The 18,338-nt window shown below is 70.2% G+C and carries 19 protein-coding genes and 1 pseudogene; 13 read left to right on the top strand and 7 right to left on the bottom strand.

Annotated elements, in window-relative coordinates:
• Positions 1 to 41: 41 nt before the first annotated feature.
• Complete coding sequence (locus ACFY2L_RS35305) at positions 42 to 1,361, top strand: helix-turn-helix domain-containing protein (RefSeq protein ID WP_390824375.1); 1,320 nt, start codon at positions 42 to 44, stop codon at positions 1,359 to 1,361.
• A 598-nt stretch (positions 1,362 to 1,959) separates the two neighbouring features.
• Here the strand turns inward: ACFY2L_RS35305 and ACFY2L_RS35300 are convergent.
• A complete protein-coding gene (locus tag ACFY2L_RS35300) occupies positions 1,960 to 2,511 on the bottom strand; it encodes an EF-hand domain-containing protein (RefSeq protein WP_390662544.1) in 552 nt (183 codons plus the stop codon).
• Positions 2,512 to 2,792: 281 nt separating this feature from the next.
• Between ACFY2L_RS35300 and ACFY2L_RS35295 the strand changes: the two genes are divergently transcribed.
• The gene (locus ACFY2L_RS35295) at positions 2,793 to 3,377 is read left to right on the top strand and encodes a DinB family protein (RefSeq protein WP_390662543.1); all 585 of its coding nucleotides are present in this window, start codon (positions 2,793 to 2,795) and stop codon (positions 3,375 to 3,377) included.
• Between the two features lie 143 nt (positions 3,378 to 3,520).
• On the opposite strand, the gene ACFY2L_RS35290 is transcribed toward ACFY2L_RS35295, so the two are convergent.
• A complete protein-coding gene (locus ACFY2L_RS35290; RefSeq protein WP_390661643.1) occupies positions 3,521 to 3,925 on the bottom strand; it encodes a type II toxin-antitoxin system PemK/MazF family toxin in 405 nt (134 codons plus the stop codon).
• A 163-nt stretch (positions 3,926 to 4,088) separates the two neighbouring features.
• On the opposite strand from ACFY2L_RS35290, the pseudogene ACFY2L_RS35285 reads away from it, so the two are divergent.
• Positions 4,089 to 5,061, top strand: a pseudogene (locus ACFY2L_RS35285) (hypothetical protein).
• Here the strand turns inward: ACFY2L_RS35285 and ACFY2L_RS35280 are convergent.
• Positions 4,952 to 5,311: a PLAT/LH2 domain-containing protein gene (locus tag ACFY2L_RS35280; RefSeq protein ID WP_390661644.1), complete on the bottom strand. Its 360-nt coding sequence runs from the start codon at positions 5,309 to 5,311 to the stop codon at positions 4,952 to 4,954. The pseudogene ACFY2L_RS35285 and the gene ACFY2L_RS35280 overlap by 110 nt on opposite strands.
• 435 nt (positions 5,312 to 5,746) lie before the next feature.
• On the opposite strand from ACFY2L_RS35280, the gene ACFY2L_RS35275 reads away from it, so the two are divergent.
• On the top strand, positions 5,747 to 6,133 hold the full coding sequence (locus ACFY2L_RS35275) for a MerR family transcriptional regulator (protein WP_390824374.1): 387 nt from the start codon (positions 5,747 to 5,749) through the stop codon (positions 6,131 to 6,133).
• A 510-nt stretch (positions 6,134 to 6,643) separates the two neighbouring features.
• Here ACFY2L_RS35275 and ACFY2L_RS35270 read toward each other — a convergent pair.
• Entirely contained in the window at positions 6,644 to 7,081 is a 438-nt protein-coding gene (locus ACFY2L_RS35270; protein ID WP_390661646.1) for a MarR family winged helix-turn-helix transcriptional regulator, read from the bottom strand.
• A 116-nt stretch (positions 7,082 to 7,197) separates the two neighbouring features.
• Between ACFY2L_RS35270 and ACFY2L_RS35265 the strand changes: the two genes are divergently transcribed.
• Together ACFY2L_RS35265 and ACFY2L_RS35260 are read left to right on the top strand one after the other, a co-directional pair.
• Positions 7,198 to 8,706: an MFS transporter gene (locus ACFY2L_RS35265; protein WP_390824373.1), complete on the top strand. Its 1,509-nt coding sequence runs from the start codon at positions 7,198 to 7,200 to the stop codon at positions 8,704 to 8,706.
• A gap of 156 nt (positions 8,707 to 8,862) precedes the next feature.
• Entirely contained in the window at positions 8,863 to 9,654 is a 792-nt protein-coding gene (locus ACFY2L_RS35260) for a maleylpyruvate isomerase family mycothiol-dependent enzyme (RefSeq protein WP_390661648.1), read from the top strand.
• Positions 9,655 to 10,270: 616 nt separating this feature from the next.
• Here the strand turns inward: ACFY2L_RS35260 and ACFY2L_RS35255 are convergent.
• Positions 10,271 to 11,470, bottom strand: a complete 1,200-nt coding sequence (locus ACFY2L_RS35255; protein WP_390824372.1) for a serine hydrolase domain-containing protein — start codon at positions 11,468 to 11,470, stop codon at positions 10,271 to 10,273.
• 235 nt (positions 11,471 to 11,705) lie between these two features.
• Here ACFY2L_RS35255 and ACFY2L_RS35250 point away from each other — a divergent pair, with 235 nt between their 5' ends.
• From ACFY2L_RS35250 to ACFY2L_RS35230, 5 genes are all read left to right on the top strand, one after another.
• A complete protein-coding gene (locus ACFY2L_RS35250; RefSeq protein WP_390824371.1) occupies positions 11,706 to 12,212 on the top strand; it encodes a hypothetical protein in 507 nt (168 codons plus the stop codon).
• Between the two features lie 431 nt (positions 12,213 to 12,643).
• Positions 12,644 to 13,285 carry a carbonic anhydrase gene (locus tag ACFY2L_RS35245; RefSeq protein ID WP_390661651.1) on the top strand — a complete coding sequence of 214 codons (642 nt, stop codon included), beginning with the start codon at positions 12,644 to 12,646 and terminating at the stop codon, positions 13,283 to 13,285.
• A gap of 89 nt (positions 13,286 to 13,374) precedes the next feature.
• A complete protein-coding gene (locus ACFY2L_RS35240; protein WP_390661652.1) occupies positions 13,375 to 13,614 on the top strand; it encodes a hypothetical protein in 240 nt (79 codons plus the stop codon).
• Positions 13,614 to 13,991, top strand: a complete 378-nt coding sequence (locus ACFY2L_RS35235) for a fic family toxin-antitoxin system, toxin component (RefSeq protein ID WP_390661653.1) — start codon at positions 13,614 to 13,616, stop codon at positions 13,989 to 13,991. Before ACFY2L_RS35240 ends, ACFY2L_RS35235 begins: the two co-directional genes overlap by 1 nt.
• 79 nt (positions 13,992 to 14,070) lie before the next feature.
• A complete protein-coding gene (locus ACFY2L_RS35230) occupies positions 14,071 to 14,361 on the top strand; it encodes a hypothetical protein (RefSeq protein ID WP_390824370.1) in 291 nt (96 codons plus the stop codon).
• Positions 14,362 to 14,381: 20 nt separating this feature from the next.
• Here the strand turns inward: ACFY2L_RS35230 and ACFY2L_RS35225 are convergent, their stop codons facing one another.
• On the bottom strand, positions 14,382 to 14,927 hold the full coding sequence (locus tag ACFY2L_RS35225) for an HIT domain-containing protein (RefSeq protein WP_390824369.1): 546 nt from the start codon (positions 14,925 to 14,927) through the stop codon (positions 14,382 to 14,384).
• A gap of 123 nt (positions 14,928 to 15,050) precedes the next feature.
• Between ACFY2L_RS35225 and ACFY2L_RS35220 the strand changes: the two genes are divergently transcribed.
• Entirely contained in the window at positions 15,051 to 15,302 is a 252-nt protein-coding gene (locus ACFY2L_RS35220) for a hypothetical protein (protein WP_390824368.1), read from the top strand.
• A 147-nt stretch (positions 15,303 to 15,449) separates the two neighbouring features.
• Here ACFY2L_RS35220 and ACFY2L_RS35215 read toward each other — a convergent pair whose 3' ends face one another.
• Positions 15,450 to 16,724, bottom strand: coding sequence for an MFS transporter (locus ACFY2L_RS35215; protein ID WP_390824367.1), 1,275 nt, complete (start codon positions 16,722 to 16,724; stop codon positions 15,450 to 15,452).
• A 109-nt stretch (positions 16,725 to 16,833) separates the two neighbouring features.
• Between ACFY2L_RS35215 and ACFY2L_RS35210 the strand changes: the two genes are divergently transcribed.
• Positions 16,834 to 17,823: a DUF5937 family protein gene (locus tag ACFY2L_RS35210; RefSeq protein ID WP_390824366.1), complete on the top strand. Its 990-nt coding sequence runs from the start codon at positions 16,834 to 16,836 to the stop codon at positions 17,821 to 17,823.
• The last annotated feature ends 515 nt before the right edge of the window (positions 17,824 to 18,338 follow it).

Here is an 18,338-nt window from a genome sequence, read left to right as displayed (position 1 = left end):
TTTGATGTATCTCTGAAGTTCGTGGACTTTGCTGTCCTGACATGACCACACACGCGGGGGCCGTACCTGATCTTCACCCACTCTTCGCGTCGGAGGGGATCGAGGATGTCGACGAAGGATGCCGCAGAGTCCGCTGGGAGATCTTCTCGGCTCTGACCGAGGTGGTGTCCGGCCAGGGCGAGTGGAGCTGGCAGAGCGCGGCTCGTATCCGTGCGGAGGGCCGGGCGTGGGCGAGACGCGGCCGGTCGCTCGACGAACTGCTCGCCATGGTGGGCGGCATGACGCGCCATCTCATCAACCGGTGCACGGTCGGCGCCCATGACCAGGACGCTCTGACGCACGAGGTGATGGTCCTGCGGCTCGGGGACGCCGGCCGGCTGGTGGGCCGGGAGCTGAACTGCGGCTTCTTCGAGGTGGGGACCGGCGGTGAGGACGATCCGGAGCCTCCCCGGCAGGCCCCCGCGCACCTCACCCAGGAGACGTCCACCAAGGCCCGCGCGGTGCTGGCCGTGCGCGCCCTGTCCTGCACGATCGCCGACATCCACCGGGTCTTCCGGGGGCTGGCCGCCGCGGTCGTACCGGCTTCCGACGAAGGCGCCCACGTCCTGCTGCCGGCCGCCGACCAGGAGGAGGCCGTCTCCCTCGCCCGCGAAGCCCACAAGGACCTGCCGGGCGACGTCTGGATCGCGGTCCACTGGCAGGACCCGGCCGTCGGCGCGCCGGACGGGCGGGCCGAACTGGAGGCGGGCGGAGTGACGGTCGCCGACGGGATCTGCGCCACGCTCCTCGCCCTCGACTGTCCGCCCGGGGTGTACGGACTCGACGACGTCCTGGTGGAGTACGGCGCGGCGGAGACCCCGGCCGTTTCCGAGCGGCTCCTCAAGATGGTCGAGCCGCTGAACGAGCACCCCGTCCTCTGGGACACCCTGACCGCCCTCATCGCCGCCGACGGTGTCCGCCACCGTGCCTGTGAGCGGCTGGGCATCCACCGCAACACGCTGGACCGCCGCCTGCAGCGGATCGGTCTGCTCACCGGCCAGCGCCTCGACGGGCTGCGTGGCCTGTGCACCCTGCGCGCGGCCCTCGCCGTCGCCGCCGTCACCCGGTTCCAGCGCAGCGCGGGCCTGACCTGGCCCGAGCCGACGACGACTTCGGGTGCGTCCGCGCTCGGGGACACCTCCCACGTCAGCGACCACGCAGCCGTTGCCGACGGCCCGCCCACCCGCGGCGCGGGCGCGCCCCGCCCCCGCATCCCGGCTCCCCGCGGTCCGTCCCCCCAACCGCCGCTGCACATGGCGGCCCACCCGGCCCGAGCCCGCCTGGGCGTCCCCCCGGTCGCCACGGCCTACGCTCCCACCTGACCGCAGCGGACCTGCCACGCCCGCTGGCGGTGCGGTGCACTCCGGGCCGCACAGGACATGTGCCCCACATCCACACGACCTCGGCGCTGCGCACGGCCTCGTCGAACAGGTCCTCACCGGACGGCGAACCCTCCGCCTCCCGCAAGGCGCAGGCGACCACCGCGAACGCGGTCGGTCGTCCCCTTCCAGCTAGCCACGAGCCAACGCCACTCCGCGTACGAACTCGCCGCACTGAGCCGGCACGCCCATCACCTCGGCCATCACCTCGGCCTCAGCGAAGGACCTTCACCTCACCGGCAGCATGTCAGCCAGCTGGTGGTGGGAGCACCCGACCCAGCCCCCTGAGCTCGGCGGTGGCGTCACGGACGGTTTGAAATGGCGGCGGTTATCTTCCGGCTTCCTGTGCGTGACTTCGCCATCAACATCAGCAGCGACGCGCCCTGTTTACCGAGTAGGTCAGGGCGGAGTGACGCTAGTGACTGCGGTCGGCCCCCGCTCATGCTGCTCACACGCGACGACGGCCGCCCACTGGCATCGAAGTCCAGGGGCGGCCGGGGCTCCTCCCGGCCGAACTGGCGAACGCCGGGAAGCGGGAGGGTCAGACGTGCCCGAAGAACAGGCTGCCCGGCGCGTCCGGGTCGTTGGAGAGGAAGTGCTCACGCACCGCCCGAATGAACTCGTGGCGCGAGATCGCGCCGTCCCCGTCAGTGTCCAGCTTGGTGAACGCGTCCATGGCGTCGGGCGCGTCGCTCATCCACACGTCCCTCAGGAAGCGGGCGAACTCGTCTTTGCTGATCTCATTGTCGCCGTTGACGTCGATGACGTCGAAGATCGCGTGGCCGCCGCCCTCGGTCACGTTGAGCCGGCTGGTGTCGATGACCGCGAGACGGTTGGCCGTGACGAACTGGTCCTTCGTGAGCCGGTCCGCTTCCACACCCGAGTGGCGCAGCAGTTCCAGCCAGTAGATCTGGCAGAAGGTCTGGATGGCCCTGGCCCGGCGATCGCTCTTGTCGAGCTTGTATGCCTGGATGTAGCGGTCGGCGAGCTTCTGGTAGTCCGTCCAGTCCACGTAGCCGTCGTGGTCGGCGTCCATGGCGTCGAAGTTGCGCTCGAGCTTGAGGGCGATGACGTCCTGTGCCGTCGTGGTCATGGGCTGACCTTTCATGATCTTGTCTTGCGGGCTTCTCCAGCATGGGACCAATCGCGCTGAAGGCACGTAGACCTGCGCATATGCCACCCGATCTAGTGATCGTCTTCCTGTCACTGCCACACGGCCGGCTGCGGTCGGTCGGCTGAGCGGAGCCGGCGGGTGACCTGATCTCGGGTCCTGCTCACAGGAGTCGGCGGGTGCGAGCCGGGTCGTCGAGGCATCGGTGTGGACCACGTAGGGGATCTTGAGACCAGGAGCGGCCCGTGGCAGGCTCATGCCGCATGATCGATGAATTCGCGAAGGGCGACCTGCACGGGAGACTGCGGCGGGACCGCATGGCGCTGCTCTGGAAACTCGACGGTTTGTCCGAATACGATGCCCGCCGGCCTTTGACAGTGACCGGGACCAACCTTCTCGGCCTGGTCAAACACGTGGCCACCGTCGAGGCCAGGTACTTCGGCGAGGTCTTCGGCCGTCCTTCCCCGGAACCGCTGTCCCGGTGGCAGGACTACGACGGCAGCGATCTGTGGGCGACCGAGGACGAGACCCGCGATCAGATCATCGGGTTCTACCGGCGCACGTGGGAACACTCGGACGCGACGATCAACGAGCTTCCGCTCGACGCCCCCGGCCATGTGCCGTGGTGGCCGGAGCCTGCTCCCAACACGAACCTGTTCGCCGTCATGGTTCATGTCCTCGGCGAGTCCATCCGGCATGCCGGGCACGCGGACATCCTGCGTGAGGGCCTCGACGGCCGGACCGGATTGCGCGCCGAACACGAGGGGCAGATCGACGAGGAAGCCCGTGCAGCCTACTGCGCGAAGATCGAGCAGGCTGCCAGGTCGGCCGCGCCGATCAAGGCTTAGAGGTCTCAGGTGACTTACCGGGTCAGGGGCGGCTGGTACTCCAGCCGTAGATCGTGATCTCGATGGTGAGGGGCGCCGAGGCGACAGTCGGACAGCGTCGACCAATTGGCCGAGACCGCCCACGCCGTCGGCTCCTTCTCCCTCTACCCGAGTTCACCGAGACGGAGGGCGTCCCTGGTCTCGCTGAGCTTCGCGGTCGTCGCCGGGGACTGCTCCAGCGCTTGTCCAGCAAGTCGGAGGGCATCGTCGATCTCGCTGAGCTTCGCCGGGGACAGGACGGCCGCCCGCTCTATCAGGTCGTCCCGTGAAACAGTGGTCAGCCACGTGCAAGGGGTGAAGCCCGGACGCGGGAACGCGAGCCGCAGCACGCCTTCGAACGGCACTCCTTCACCGGCGCCCACCGTCACTTCGATGCCCAGACCGCTGATGTCGACGCCCGCCGGAGCGACGACCTGCATCACCCGGATCCCGGACGCGTCGTCTCCCGACAGCAGTACGACCAACCTCCGCTCGTCGAACTGGACCCACCAGACTTCGCCACGTTGCACAAGTCCTCCAGACACAGGACGCAGACAGACGCTGCGCGAGCCTGACGCGCTGTGGAGACGGGTGCGGCCGCCGTTGATCATCGGTGTGTGAAGACTGAAGATCACGCGGTGCGCCGCAGGTCACAGCGTAAACCCTGCCCACTGGCAGGAGGCGTTCGAGGGCCTGACGAGCCGGACAGCGGGACGGTTCACGCGGGTCGAATCCCGGTGCCGAGCCCGGAAGTTGGTACTCGGCCTGCTGTCGGACCTGCCGCGCGAGAACTGCTGGACCATCGCCGAGCGGGCCGGGGACAGGACCCCGGACGGCATGCAGCACCTGCTCAGGCGGGCCAAGTGGGCCGCCGACCAGGTCCGCGACGACGTGAAGAAAGGCACCGACACTGTCGGTGTCCAGCGCCAGTACACCGGCATCGCCGGACGCGTCGAGAACAGCCAGGTAGCCGTTTGCCTCGCCTACTCGACCCCGCGAGCACCGGCTACGTCCCAGCGGTGGCCTGCTCGCACGAAGTCACCACAGGCGCCGGGAAGTTCCGCGCGGACACGCTGGCCGGGAAGGTGCCCAAGAGGGCCTGGCAGAAGCTGTCCGCAGGGGCCGGAGCCAAGGGCCACCGCTTCTACGACTGGGCCGTCATCGACCTCACCGATCCCCGGCCCGGGAGCCAGCAGTCGCTGATCCGCCGCAACCGCAGCACCGGCGAACTCACGTACTACCGCTGCTGCTCGCCGGCCGCAGTGCCGCTGACCACCCTGGTGCGCGTCGCTGGATCAAGGTGGCGGGTCGAGGAGTTTTTCCGGTCCGGCAAGGGCTTGGCGGCCTTGGACGAGCACCGGGTCCGGCGCTCCTCGTCCTGGTTCCGCTGGGTCACCCTGGCCATGCTTGGCACGCCTTCCTCGCCGTCGTCCGCGCGAACGAACACGACCGTCATCCCTCACCCGACGAGCTGATACCGCTCACCTGCAACGAGACCCAACGACTGTTCATCACGCTCGTCATCCTCATGAAGATCACGATCTACGGCTGGAGTACTAGGCGAGATCGAGGAATCGGTCGATCCGCTGATCGTCTTCGTCGAGTGCCAGCCACTTCGCGCAGGGGAAGGCCCACTCCTTGTCGGCGTCCTCGTCGCGAACGGTGATGCGGTCCAGGAACCAGCCGGGCCAGTGGCCCGAGTTGTCGTGCCGGATCCTCACTCGGTAGAGGTCTCCGAGGTTCTTGAGGGTGTGGGTGAACGTGTCGACCTGGCCGCGTTCGAAGTCGTCCCTGCCGCTGTCGAGTTGCAGTTCGTCGCTGCTCGCGTCGCTGCCGAAGAGTGTGATGTACACATTCGAGTCGGTGCCGGCGTCGTTGATGTTTCCGGTATGGACGTTGATCCTGTAGTCGGGCATCTCCCACCCCCTGGGTCGAGGAGACATCGTCACCCGTCGATCTCGTGCGGCACAACGCGTCATCGACGCGGCTCGAAGCACTCCCGCGCACGAGGGAAGGAGCCGTGCTGCCGGTGCCTCCTCCTTGCCGCATTGACCGGCGGCCGGCTGTATGAGTTCGGGTACATGTCGGGTCGTCTGCCGGCCGCCCGCACGTGGCCCAGCGGCGGACGGACGTGTCGGATCGGCGGTGGAAGGCCCCGTCCACCTCGTGTACGGGAGCGTGCGGACGGGCCGGCCGGGGCGGTGCCGTGAAGCTGCGCCGGTGTTGAGGAGTTCGTGCCGTCAGGGCCGGGTCGCGGCGATCTGGCCCTGGCGAGGCGACAGCCCCGCACGCGGGACAGAGGGCGCTGCGGGGCGCCGAACGCGCCGGGCACGGGGAATTCTTCAGGCACGATGCCGTTGGCGAGTGCTGGAAGCTCGCGGTGCATCTGGGTGTTGGCTGCAGATCTGAAGATCGGCGAAGCTTCCCGAGTCAGCGGTGTGAGTGCGAGATCGTTGCGGCACTACGAGCATGAAGGCTTGATCGTCCCTGGCCGTCGCAGCAACGGGTTCCGCGACTACTGCCCGTCCGCTGTCGATCGGGTGCTCGTGATCCGCTCGCTGCTGGAGTCGGGGCTGCCCGTGCGGCTGATCAGGGAGGTCCTGCCCCGTCTCATGGACGAATCCGATGCCGGCACCGAAGGGGTGTGCGCACAGTTCGCACCGTGTCCAGGTCAAGGGTCTGCACATCGGTGCGATGGCGGCTGCAGCGCCGTCCCTCTACCGGTCGTTGCTCGATGAGCCTGGGGTCCTCATAGCCCGCGGCGTGTACCCGCCGGGCACCCCCAGGGCCATCCCCTGGCCGGTGGACCGGCGGTGCTGCGGCGACTCGCAGCGGGCCAGATCTGCGGCAAGCACGCCCTCGATCCTTGGCGTGAGGAACGCCTGTGCCTCACCGCACACGCCCCGCCGTCCGTCCAGGGGCGGCTGCGTCTCGTCGGGCGTTGCCGGTACCGCCCGGTCGCCCCGGTGGCGGCCGAGGCGGGCATCTCCCGCGCGTGCGCGTCGGCATGGGCATGCTTGGGTCAACGGCGACCGCCGGCACGGTGACTCGGGCTGCCGGACCGTTGCGCGGCACTTCGGCGCCGGCCGACGGCGACGAGCTCTGACGCCGGGCCCGGAGTCGGGGCACTGCGCCGGGCCGGGACGTAGTGGTCCGCGTCCCGGCCCGCACTCGAACTCCAGGCGGACGGGATCTGGCTCTGTGGCCGCTGGCGGGTGCGCCGTGGCTCTGGCCCGTTCGCCGCGTGCTCAGGTGTGGGAGGGATGCGTGGTGAAGGCACGCTCCAGGAGGGTGTAGAGGGTGTCCCGCTGCTGGGCGGTGAGGTTGTCCAGGCCGGCGCGTGTGGTGTGCATCTTGCCGCGGATGACGTCGATGACGCGTTCGCCTTCGTCGGTGAGGACGACGTTCTTGACGCGGCGGTCGGTGGGACTGGGTTCGCGGCGGACCAGGCCGCGCTTTTCCAGCCGGTCGATGATCCCGGTCATGTTGGAGGCGTCGCAGGTCAGGATGGAAGCCAGGACACGCATCGCGGCGGGTCCGCGGCGCAGGACGTTGAGCGTCTTGCCCTGGCTGGCCGTGAGGTTCTCGCTCGCCGCGGCCGCCGTGAAGTCGCCGTAGTAGGCGGCGAGCGACACCGAGAGCAGCTCCATGAGCTGCGCGGTGTCGACACCGCGGGTTCCTGTCATGTGGGTCACCCTAAGCCAGCAAGCTTGACCATCTCAAATATTGCCGGATACCGTCTGCGCCATTGCTTGAAGTTATCAAGCATCGAGGTTCTCAAATAGTTAGGGCAGAGCTTCCCGTGTCTCACGCAACGCACGCACCGACGTCGAGGCCCTCCGGGCATACCGGGCTCGTCCTGGTGCTCGGGCTCGCCTCCATGGTCGTCTCGATGATGCAGACCCTGGTCGTCCCGATCCTGGGCATCATCCAGAGCGACCTGAAGGCCACCACGGCGAACGTCAGCTGGGTGACCACGGCCACCCTGCTGTCAGCCGCCGTGTTCACCCCGCTGCTCGGCCGCTTCGGCGACCAGCACGGCAAGAAGCCCACACTCGTCGGTGTGCTGATCGTGATGATCGCCGGGTCGGTGCTCGCCGCGACCACCAGCTCTCTGACGTGGCTGATCATCGGGCGGGTGATGCAGGGTGCGGCGACCGCGATCTTCCCTCTCGCCCTGTCCGTGCTGCGTGAGGAGATCAGGCCGCAGAAGCTGCATGGAGCGATGGCCTTGGTCAGCGGCACGCTCGCGTTCGGAAGCGGACTCGCCCTGGTGGGCGCGGGGCTCCTCACCCAGGGCTCCGATCCCGACTACCACCGGGTCTTCTGGCTGGCTGCCGCGCTTGCCGTGGTGGCACTGGCCGGCGTGCTGGTCACGGTGCCCGCTTCCCGGACGAAGACGGGCGGACGCACGGACTGGCTGGGGGCGCTGACCCTGGGGATGCTGCTGGTGCTGGTGCTGCTGCCGATCTCGCAGGGGCACGAGTGGGGGTGGACGTCCGGCCGTGTGCTCGCAGCGTTCGCCGGTGCCCTCGTCATGACGGGTGTGTGGGTCTTCACCGAAAGCCGGGTCGAGGACCCGATGGTGGACATGAAGATGTTCGTCCACCGGCCCGTGCTGTTCACCAACCTGGCGGGCCTGCTGCTCGGCTTCGCGATGTTCACTCACTTCATCGGTGTCTCCTACCTGGTGCAGATGCCCGAAGACCTCGCCGGCTACGGCTTCGGCGCCTCCGTCCTGGCCGCGTCCGTGGTGTATCTGCTGCCGACCACGCTCGTTTCTCTCGTCGGCGCCCAGTTCGGCGGGGTGCTGGTGGGCAGGCTCGGCGCACGCGTCACGCTGGCCGCCGGGGCCTGCTTCGGAGTGCTCGGTTTCACCTGGCTGACCGCCGCGCACGACACCAGCCCCTCCGTCATCGGCGCGGGCATGCTCATCGGTGTGGCGATCAGCTTCGGCTACGCCGCCATGCCCGCGCTGATCGTCGCCGGCGTTCCGGCTCACCAGACCGGTATCGCCAACGGCATCAACTCCATCTCCCGCTCGGTCGGCAGCGCCGTCGCGAGCGCGGTGATCACGTCGCTTCTGGCGTCGAAGACCGTCCCGCTGCCGGCCGGCATGCCCGTCCTTCCGCAGGAGAGCCAGTTCACGCTGAGCTTCGCCATCGCCGGAGCCGCGTTCATCCTGGTCGCCGCCGTCGCCCTCATCGGACTCAGGACGGTGTCCGCGCCTCGTACTCCGGTGATGCGTATGCCCGTCGAAGCCGAGACGGCCGAGCTCGCGGAGGCGACATCCGCGGCCGAGCCGGCGTGACCAGGGCGGCGCTCAAGTCCTGACCGGGCGAGACGGTCCGTACGCGCCCGGCGCACCGCCGCCCGAAGCCGCCGCCCGAAGCCGCCGCCCGAAGCCGCAGCCCAAAGCCGGCACCCGAAGCCGGCACCCGAAGCCGCACCAGAGAAAGGCCCCGAGTTGACCCCCTCCGACCACCCCGCCCCCGGATCCACAGCGGTCGACCACCGCGCCGCGATCGCCACCGAGACCGCCCGATTCGTCGCGGCGCTCAAGGACACCGACCTGACCACTCCCGTGCCGAGCTGCCCCGAGTGGACACTCGCCGACTTGGTCAAGCACACCGGCAGCGTCCAGCGCTGGTTCTCCAGCCTTCTGCACGCGCGCATCCAGGAACCCCCGCGCACGCGGAAGGTGGACCTGCAACTCCCGGACCGGCAGGAGGAGTACGTCGACTGGCTGGCCGAGAGCGCGACCGTGGCCGCGCGGGCCTTCGCGGCCACCGACCCGGACCTGCCCATGTGGGCGTGGGGCGTCGACCAGCACGCCCGCTTCTGGGCGCGCCGGATGCTCTTCGAGACCCTGCTGCACCGGGTCGACGCCGACCTGGCGCTCGGCCGCCGGCCCGCGATCGACCGCCCGCTGGCGGTCGACGGGATCGACGAGTTCCTCGTCAATCTGCCCTTCGCCGCCTTCTTCGCACCCGACGTCGCCAACCTGCGCGGTCCCGGCAAGACCATCCGCTTCCGGGCGACCGACGGTGACGGCGACTGGTTCGTCCGTCTGCGGCCCGACGGCTTCGGACTCGACACGAGCCCCGCCGCGACCGGCACCGCCGACGCGACCGTCCAGGGCACCGCGGCCGACCTGTTGCTGCTCCTGTACGGCCGCCTGCGCCACGACGCGACGCCCTTCACCCACGACGGGGACAAAGATCTGCTGGCGCACTGGTTCGCCAACTCCGCCTTCTGACAGAGCAGCCGGCAGACAAGCCATCGACGCACAGGGCAGCGCCTGCGTCCCCGCCCCGCCGGTTCCACGGCGACCGAGCGCCCGGACGCAGGCGCACCAGCCCACTTCCGAGAACTGACAAGGGCTGTCCCGCAAGTCCGGCCGGGCTCTGGCCTCAGGCCGGCTCGACAGGGGCAGGACCGCAGCCGACGGAGGAGGACCGCTCGATGGCGACGTACGACCAGCTGACCGAATGGGCCGGTCTCGGGCACGTCACGCGAGCCGAACGGGACGTGGTGGTCGGCTGGCCGATTCCGGAAGTCATGAGCCCGCCACGGACTGAGCAGCACCTTGGTCCACCCGGGTGGTCGGCAACGCCGGGCCGGGGAGATGCTGTACGAGCTGCTGCGCCACGTTGCTCCCGCGCTCGACGCGTCCGGCGACAGTCACCAGGTGACGGCACTGGTCCACCGGGCGCGCCCCGTACATGTCCACTGGCACCGACAAGCCGACGCCGCCGGAGCGCGGGCATGCACCGCCTCGCACCTCGGGGCGCTCTCCGATCGGCAGCAATGCGAACGTCAGCAGCCAACCTGGCACGGCCATCAGCGAGTGGTTCTGACCGGCACGGTCGGTATCACGCACGGGTCGCCGAGTCCTCTGCGCCCGGGCTGCGGGTGAGCAGCTCGGCGACCCGGGCGATCGTCTGGCTCTCCTGGCCGTTGCGGGCGGTCGTCGGGTGGTACGCGAGTACGAAGCGGCGCCGCTGGTCACGAGTGGAGAATGCGGCGTTCTTGTACCCGTACGTCTCGCCGGTCTTGCCCCATAACGTCACGCCGTTGACGGTGGCCTGCTGCAGACCGGTGCTGTAGCGGGCCGGAGAGCCGTCCAGCATGCGCACGTCGTCGGGCGGCAGGGTGAACATCAGCTGAAGCAGCTCAGGCGGGAGCAACTCGCCGGAGAACAGCGCAGCCAGCATCCGGTCGACATCGCTCGTGGTGGAGACCATGTCGCCTTCGCCGCGGGAGGACGACTGGTCGCAGGAGGTTATGTCCCGCAGGCTCCCGTCGGTCATCTGCAGGTAACCGTGCACATACCGGCCGTGGATGCGCGGGTCGTCGCCGGGTACGACGGTGCCCGCCAGGTCCAGCGGACGCAGGATGCGGGCCGTGACGGCCTCACCGTACGGGCGGCCGGTCACCTTGTCGACGATCAGGGCGGCCAGCACGTAGTTGATGCCGCGGTACTCCTGTCGGGTGCCCGGGGCGAACTTCAGCGGCCCGTGCGTCGCCGTCGCCACCCACTCCCGCGGCGTCCAGTGATCGAAGCGGTGGCGGAACACCTCCTCCGCGGTATCCGGCTCCGGGACGCCGACGTGGTCGGGCAGTCCGCTGGTGTGGTTCAGCAGATGTGCCACGGTGACATCCGCGAAGCGGGTCGGCAGCAGCCCCGGCAGGACGCGTCGCACCGGCGAATCCAGGACGACCCGGCCCTCCGCCACCAGCTGCAGCACCACCGTGGCGACGAAAACCTTGGTGATGCTGCCGATCCGGACCTTGTCACGTGTCGTCACCGGCCGCCGCGTCCGGATGTCGGCCACGCCAGAGGTGCCGTACCAGTGGCCGGCCCTGCCGCGGACTCGCAGCTGGGCAGCCGTCGACGGCGGGTGCTCCAGGTCGTCGATCGCCGCCTGCAGGGCCCTGGGATCCAGCGGAGGGAGACGTGTGGGCGTGGCATGGGCGCGGCGCGCGGGAAGAGCCGCGGTGGCAGCCAACGCGGCCGTCCCTGACAGGGCCACGCCCGCAAAGGCCCTTCGTGACATGCGTGGTGAAGTCATGCCTCTACGCTGTCAGCGGGCGCCCGCCCGAGCATCGGGGTTCATCCCGGAGCGGCCCCCGATCACACCCTGACCCGTCCCGCACATGGATCATCTTCCCCCGTGGCACTGGACCACAATACGATTCCGCAGTAGGGGTGTTGACGACCGGATCAGGTGCGTCACACTCCTGATCGGTACGCGGTGCAAGCCGGATCCCGTGCATGCTCGTGTGCCTGCGGCGAAGGGGGAGAGCGTGAAGAAGGCGCCGGACATCGAGCGGCAGTACCGACTGGGGCTCGGGTGCCTCATCGACGCCAAGGTTCGCGGGAGCGTAGTCACATCGAAGTGGCAGCTCCTCACCATCGCGTCGCCCGGATTCGTGCGTCCGGAGACGGGCCAGACCTCGGTCAAGGTCGAGTGTCCGCGGTGCGGACGCGTCTTGTCCGTGACCGTCGAGAGCATGCGGAAGGCGCGAGCGAAGCAGGGTGTCTATCGGCGCGTGGGCGCGCTCCTTCTGTGGTCGCTGGTCGTATGGCTGCCGATGCTGTTCCACTACGGTGCCAAGCCGGTCGACGAAGGAAAACCGGAGCAGTCGCCAAGCATGCTGCTGATGGGAGGTCTTCTCGCCGCGACCTTCGCTTCCTTCGTGGTCGGGCTGACGCTCTTCCAGCTCGGAGGCGAGTACAACGGCCTCAAGAAGCTGCGTTGGGTGCGGCCCGACGGATCCTTGTCGGTCTTCGTCAAGGGGCACAAGATCTAGCCTGCCGTGTTCGCCGGGACAAGCGGGCCAACGGGGGTGACGGGGCGCTCCCTGCTGACCGTTCCACGGAGCCGTGCCGCCGCGATGACGCCCCGCGGCACTCCCGACGCAGGACACCTGGCCACCCGCGAGGAGGCCGAGGCCATTTTCACCGCCCACTGCCGCTTCCTCGCCGAGCACGCCGGCTGAACCGTCTGACCGTGCTCCGACCGGCTCCGGACCGGACCGTCCGTGTCCGCCGGCCTCATCTGGCGCGCCCCGCAGACGGTGGACCGGTGGTCGTACGGTGCGGAGCAGCACCGTCGCGCGCTGAGGTTCCGCACCGAGGCCGCCCTCGCCCGGCGCCCGAGGACGATGACAGGGCCGTCAGCGTGGCCCGTCGGCGCGACCCGGCGGTGCGGCGGCTGGCGTCGCCTCGTAGGCTGCGGACCATGACCGCGATCGAGAGCCCGACGCCCCGTGACGCCTTTGAGCTGCTCCTTGCTGGTAACCAGCGCTTCGTCGCCGGCATTCCCGAGCACCCGAACCAGGACGCCGCCCGCCGCGCCGAGACCGCGCCCTCCCAGCAACCCTTCGCCGTGCTGTTCGGGTGTTCCGACTCGCGGCTGGCCGCTGAGATCATCTTCGACCGCGGCCTGGGCGATCTGTTCGTGGTGCGCACCGCCGGTCACGTCATGGGCCCGGAGGTGCTGGGAAGCATCGAGTTCGGCGTGGAAGTGCTGGGCTGCCCGCTGGTCGTGGTCCTCGGCCATGACTCGTGCGGCGCGGTGGGGGCGGCGTGCGCCGCTCTGGAGGACGGGCAGACCCCGGGCGGCTTCGTCCGGGACGTTGTCGAGCGGGTGACCCCGAGCGTGCTGGCCGCCCGGGCCGCCGGACGGGTGCAGCCCGAGGAGGTCCTCGCCGAACACGTACGGCACACGGTCGACCTGCTGCTGGACCGGTCCCGGGTCCTCGCCGAAAAGGTGGCCGCCGGCCAGGCCGCCGTGGTGGGCCTGCGCTACCGCCTGGCCGACGGCAGTGCACAGTTCGTCGCCTCCCGCGGCCTCGACGGGGCAGTCCCTGCCGCATCCTGACCGCTCCGCTCCGCCGGCGGTTGTGGTGCCGCTGCTCACCCCCGGCACTGACACCCCCACCGGGTGGTAACAGCTGTTACCATGCCGGCATGGCGAAGACGCAACTGGGTGCACGCGTGGACGAGGACGTGGCGGAGCTCGCGAAGAAGCGAGCCGCCGACCTGGGGCTGAGCATCGGGGACTACCTCGCCCGGCTGGTGCAGGACGATGCCAGCGGCCTGCGCGCCCGCGCGGTGGACGCGGCCACCCGCTTTCTCGCCGACCACCAGAGCGTCTTCGACGAAGCCGAGAACGCTCAGCAGACGGCACGGGGAGCGCGCGCGGCCTGATGGACCTGCACATCGACGTTCCCTGGATCCTGCAGGTCGCGGAGGCCGCCGGGGCGAACGATCCGGCCCCCGACGACTACGGCGTTCCCGTCTCGGCGGTCGCCCGTCACCGCGCCGAGCTGTTCGAGCAGCCCGTCTACGACGGCCCCTACGCCAGAGCCGCCGCCCTCGTGCACACGCTGGGCCGGTGCCGCTGGCTGGAGCGCTCCAACATGGCCGTCGCCGCGGCGACCGGCGTCATGTACCTGGAAGCCGCCGGAATCACGGTCAAGCCCGCCCGTGAGGACGCCGTGGCCCTCAAGGACCTGCTCCTCGACCCCGCCTGCACCGCGGGGGAGATTGCCGCCCTGCTGCGGGCCTGGCCCACCACCACCTGAAGCAGCTCGCCACCCCGCCCGGCACACCGGCGTGGGCCGCGCTGCGGCAGGACACCAACCAGCAGGGGAGGCAGTGCAGATGGAAGTGGGTCCGGTGCTCGGCAGCATAGGACGAGTGGCGGCCGGAGTCGGCCGGCTGGTGTGGGGAGTGATGACCGCGCCGACCACGGGCACCGAGTATGACGCCCAGTCCAAGATCGACAGGCTCGCGGAGAAGATCGAAGCCGAGGTACCGGAGGAGCTGCGGGACCGGGCGTGGGGTCTGGTCCTGGACGCGCTGCACTGGGTTCCCCAGGAGATCGAGCAGTTGGTGGAGAAACACCAAGAGCCGGACGACGAGGGGACCGAGGAGCCCTCGGGCAAGCACTGATGCCGCAAGGGGCCGGGAGGTCATGCCCGAGGCTGAAACGGCGGGCGTGGTCCGTCCGGTTCAGCCTCTAGGGCGGGCTCCTGACCGCGGTTGAGCGCGTGGGCCAGCCGTGCGCCCGCGTCTCCGGTGAGGTGGTGACGCGAGCGACTGGTCGGCCACGTCGAGATCCCGTCGTCCACCCGGCGGGGGACCACATGGAAATGCAAGTGCGGCACGGACTGCTCCGATCCCGGCCCACTGGCGCGCAGGATGTTCACGCCCGTAGCGCCCAGGACCGTTCGCATGGCTGTCGCCACGCGTCGGACCAGTGCGAGGGAGGCGTTCAGGACATCGGGCGGGGCGCTGAAGACATCCGTGTAGTGGCGGGTCGGAATCACCAGCGTGTGACCCGGCGCGAGCGGGTTCAACGGGGTGAAGGCGCAGACCTCACTCTCCCGGGCCGTCCACTGTGCCGAGTCCTCCCGGATGAGTCGGCAGAAAACGCAGTGCCGGCGCCCAGGGCGCGCAGTTCCTCGGCGAGGGCGCTGTCGGGGCAGGACCCGCGTCCGAACTGCCCGACCCGTCATGCGCCGCACGATGCTCGGCCGCGGCTGCAAGATCGTCCTACGGTGCGCAGGTGCTGTTCGGAGTACGTCGGAACTGTTCGGTCCGTGCGGGGCGAAGCCAGGTGGGCGGGCAGGGTGAGCGGCATGAATCCGAACCCGCAGGCAGACCGAGGCCTCCCTGCCGGCTCCGCGCCGGAGCCGCCGCCGTTCCTCTCCGTACACACCACTGTCGTCCTGCTGTACGCCGTCGTCATCGGGTTGGTGACCGGCAGCCTGACCGCCCTGACCGGCGCTCCCGGTGCGGGCGCGGTGCTGGCCGGGCTCGCGGCCGCCGGCCCGGCGGTGCCGGTGCTGCGCTCGCTCGTCGGACCGCCCCGGGACGGCCCCTCCGCATGAGCTCACGTATGCCCCGGGGCGCTACGGGCCCCGGCGTCCGCAGCCCGCGCGCAGCCACGGGCTCCCCGGGTGCAGCGCTCGGCAGGCATTCCTCTGCGCGGGCATGCGACCCGTGACCGCGGTCAACCGGACGGGCCCCGGGCGCGTTCACCGGTCGGGGCGCTCACCCGTGCGCAGGACGTGCAGTGCCAGCAGGACGCAACACACCGTGCCCGACGCGCCTGCCGCGCAGACGACCACGCTGACCGGCCAGAACTCGGCCGCCGCACCGGCGAGGGCCATGCCTCCTCCCTGGGTCGTCATCAGTCCCGCTGTCTGCGCGGTCATGGCCCGACCGCGCAGTTCTTCCGGGACGGCCCGCACGAACCACTGATCCAGACCGAGCGTGTACGCGCCCGCGATTCCGGTCAGCGCCAGAGCGAGCAGCACCCACCCGAGACCGGGCAGAACGGGAACGGCGAGCAGGGGGAGCAGTCCGCTGGCCGCCAGGGGCAGGGTGATCCGGGCGCGGGCGGCGGGGGAGAACAGTGCCCCCGCGATCAGCTCGCCGGCGATGGTCCCGACGGGCATCGCACACATCAGCAGGCCGACGCCTGCCGCGCCGACACCGATCTCGTCGGCGAACGCCGCGGCCAGCGCTTCGGGAGCCACGACGAACAGGGGCGGTCCCCACGTGAGCAGCAGCACAGCTCGGGTCCGGCGATCCTCCAGCACCTGGCGAGTACCGGACAGCGAGTTCCGTACGAGCGCCCCCTTCCCGGTCCAGGCGGGTCGGCGGCGGGTCCCGAACCGCAGCAGCAGCGCGGAACTCGCGAACGTGCACACGGTCACCACGAGGGCACCGCGCGGCGACACGACCGTGAGCAGCACCCCACCGAGGCCGAACCCGATGAGCAGGGCACCCTGCGACACGATCCGCAGCAGCGAGCGGCCCAGCACGAACAGGTCGCCGTCTCCGAGTATGTCGGCGAGCGTCGCGGTGCGGGTGCCGGTGAAGACCGGCGCGGTGACCGCGATCAGGCATCGGAGCACGAGCAGGACGGCGATGGGCGTGCCGGGCAGCGCCATGGCGCCGGCGCAGGCCGCGCAGAGCAGGTCGCACACGACCAGAACCCCGCGCGGGGGGTACTGGTCGGCCACCCCGGACAGAAGCGCTCCGCCCACCAGGTGGGGCAGGAATCCGAGAGCGAGGACCAGTGAGCTGAGCAACGGCGATCCGGTCAGTCCGTACACCAGCACCGTGAGGGCGAGCTCGCTGACGACGACGCCGAGGAGCGAGAGGGCGTGCGCGGCGAAGACGAAGCGGAACTCCGCCACGGCGAACACCCGCCGGTACCCCGTGGGCTCGTGTGAGGAACCCTTACGGGCGGCGGGTTCCGGAGCGGAGAGCTGCGCTGAGGGCGGAGCCGTCTTTCCATGCATGGGGGCATGCTGCGTCGAGGCCGAACCGACGCCGTAGAGTTTCGGTGTCAGCCGAATCTCTGCCCGAGCCCGCGGCTGCTCGCCTGGCCGGGTAACGGGAGAGCCTTGTATGCCCCTGCACATGAGATTCGGCGAAGACGACTTCTTGCGGTGCCGCTTCGCCGTGTCGCCTCTGTGGGAGACCCAGGAAGCCATCCGCACCCTGAACCGGCCCGACCGGCATGGCTTCCACGGACCGTGGCTGCGCCGCATCCAGGAAGACGCCCGACGGCTGGACCTGGCCCCGCTGTGGCTGCTGATGCCCAGATTCGGGCACTCCCCGGACTGGCTCAGCCCGCCACCGCTCGGCCCGGCGACGGCGTTCGACGAGGAGATCGCACTGGTCCGCCGAGCGGATCGGCAGGCCGCGTATCACGACACCGCACGGTCACTGAAGGACACACCGGGAGCCCTGGGCTCCCGACTGGGCAGGGTCCTGTTGCGGGACATGGAGCACACGGTCACCTGGCTGGCCGACCTCCTGGAGGAGGCCTGGCGCGTCCTGGTCGAGCCGTACTGGCCCCGGTTGCGCGCCCTGCTGGAGGCGGACGTCGCCTTCCACTCACGACGCCTGGCCGAGACGGGACTGGGCGGGCTGTTGCCGCAGCTCGACCCCCGGATCACCTGGCGGGCGGGAACCCTCACCGTCGACGCGAGGACCGAGCATGTGCGCGACCTCGACGGCCAGGGGCTGGTCCTGATGCCCAGCGTGTTCTCGTGGCCGGACGTGGTCGGCGGCTTCGAACCACCCTGGCCCCCCATGCTGGTCTATCCCGTCCGGGGGATCGGCGGCCTGTGGGCCCGGCAGGCCGCCGATGCCCCCGACGCGCTGAGTCGACTCCTCGGACGCGGACGCGCCGCCGTGCTCGCCGCCCTGAACGAACCCGCGGGGACCACCGCCTTGGCCCGCCGACTGGGGCTCGCCCCGTCCTCGGTCTCCGCCCATCTGTCCGCCCTGCGCGACGCCGGCCTGCTGACCTCCCGCCGCTACGGCCACGAGGTGCTGTACGAACAGACCCCGCTGGGCATCGCGCTCGCGGCGGGCGGCGACCCGGCCTGAGCGAACGGCGCAAGCGACCCCGTCCGTACGCCCGCTGAACGCGCTGCTGCGAGCGGGGCCATGGCTCTTCACGCTCCGCGCGCAGACCCCGACCGCCTTGGCTGGGTGAGGTTCAGGCCCACCAGTCGGTCCTCCGGCCGAAGACCGCCGGCGAACGGCCGCAGGCCGCCGGACGCAGCCGAGCACGACCGCTCATGCCAGGAGGGCTGGGTACCGCCGCGGGTACCTCCGGGTGACGTGTCGCCCATTCTTCCGATTTCCGCCAACTCGTCAGACGGCGGCCCCACTTGCTCTTACATACGTCAGGGTTTCCTCCTCCCACCGCATCGAAGGACGAACCATCGTGCACCATCTCGCCCCGAGCGCGACCCCGGTGGTCGGCCCGCCGGCTCACCCGCGGGTGCTCTGCCTGTGGGGTCGCGAGCGTTCTCGTCAGCGGCTCCATCACGCCGTTCGCCGAGACCTCGCCCGCATCGGCGGCACCGACCACCGGCGACACCGCTCGCGCACAGGCT

This window comes from Streptomyces sp. NPDC001381 (assembly GCF_042895685.1).
Lineage (GTDB): Bacteria > Actinomycetota > Actinomycetes > Streptomycetales > Streptomycetaceae > Streptomyces.
Note: the sequence above shows the minus strand (reverse complement) of the source record. Positions and strands in the feature narration are given on the sequence as shown.

Excerpts from the sequence above, each read along its gene's own strand:
- ACFY2L_RS35240 (WP_390661652.1), top strand. The coding sequence starts at position 13,375 with ATGGCGAAGACGCAACTGGGTGCACGCGTGGACGAGGACGTGGCGGAG.
- ACFY2L_RS35210 (WP_390824366.1), top strand. The coding sequence starts at position 16,834 with ATGCCCCTGCACATGAGATTCGGCGAAGACGACTTCTTGCGGTGCCGC.
- ACFY2L_RS35255 (WP_390824372.1), bottom strand. The coding sequence starts at position 11,470 with ATGACTTCACCACGCATGTCACGAAGGGCCTTTGCGGGCGTGGCCCTG.
- ACFY2L_RS35275 (WP_390824374.1), top strand. The coding sequence starts at position 5,747 with ATGCCGTTGGCGAGTGCTGGAAGCTCGCGGTGCATCTGGGTGTTGGCT.
- ACFY2L_RS35295 (WP_390662543.1), top strand. The coding sequence starts at position 2,793 with ATGATCGATGAATTCGCGAAGGGCGACCTGCACGGGAGACTGCGGCGG.
- ACFY2L_RS35225 (WP_390824369.1), bottom strand. The coding sequence starts at position 14,927 with ATGACGGGTCGGGCAGTTCGGACGCGGGTCCTGCCCCGACAGCGCCCT.
- ACFY2L_RS35280 (WP_390661644.1), bottom strand. The coding sequence starts at position 5,311 with ATGCCCGACTACAGGATCAACGTCCATACCGGAAACATCAACGACGCC.
- ACFY2L_RS35300 (WP_390662544.1), bottom strand. The coding sequence starts at position 2,511 with ATGACCACGACGGCACAGGACGTCATCGCCCTCAAGCTCGAGCGCAAC.
- ACFY2L_RS35235 (WP_390661653.1), top strand. The coding sequence starts at position 13,614 with ATGGACCTGCACATCGACGTTCCCTGGATCCTGCAGGTCGCGGAGGCC.
- ACFY2L_RS35305 (WP_390824375.1), top strand. The coding sequence starts at position 42 with ATGACCACACACGCGGGGGCCGTACCTGATCTTCACCCACTCTTCGCG.
- ACFY2L_RS35220 (WP_390824368.1), top strand. The coding sequence starts at position 15,051 with ATGAATCCGAACCCGCAGGCAGACCGAGGCCTCCCTGCCGGCTCCGCG.
- ACFY2L_RS35230 (WP_390824370.1), top strand. The coding sequence starts at position 14,071 with ATGGAAGTGGGTCCGGTGCTCGGCAGCATAGGACGAGTGGCGGCCGGA.
- ACFY2L_RS35215 (WP_390824367.1), bottom strand. The coding sequence starts at position 16,724 with ATGCATGGAAAGACGGCTCCGCCCTCAGCGCAGCTCTCCGCTCCGGAA.
- ACFY2L_RS35245 (WP_390661651.1), top strand. The coding sequence starts at position 12,644 with ATGACCGCGATCGAGAGCCCGACGCCCCGTGACGCCTTTGAGCTGCTC.
- ACFY2L_RS35270 (WP_390661646.1), bottom strand. The coding sequence starts at position 7,081 with ATGACAGGAACCCGCGGTGTCGACACCGCGCAGCTCATGGAGCTGCTC.